Raw genomic sequence first — 232 nt, 5'->3', positions numbered from 1 at the left:
CATCAGGGTGATGTACATCCAGCTGATCGGCAGGATCGAGGCGGAGCCGAAGCTGGCCGCCGAGACCATGCCCACCGAACCTTCGCCGCCGAGCATACGCGGCAGGAATGGGGCGAGATGCGACTTCACCGCGCACGGGCCGACACCCGGGCCGCCGCCGCCGTGCGGGATGCAGAAGGTCTTGTGCAGGTTGAGGTGCGAGACGTCCGAACCCCACTTGCCCGGCTTGGCC

The 232-nt window shown here is 68.1% G+C and carries 1 protein-coding gene; it reads right to left on the bottom strand.

Translation table 11 applies throughout. The features are described from left to right. On the bottom strand, positions 1-232 hold a 232-nt coding region (locus ACPYOJ_RS37075), incomplete at both ends, for a hypothetical protein (protein WP_481420642.1).

Source organism: Rhizobium sp. SVR5-9E, assembly GCF_056755095.1.
The sequence above is the reverse complement of the archived record's forward strand: the minus strand, read 5'-3'. Positions and strand labels throughout refer to the sequence as shown.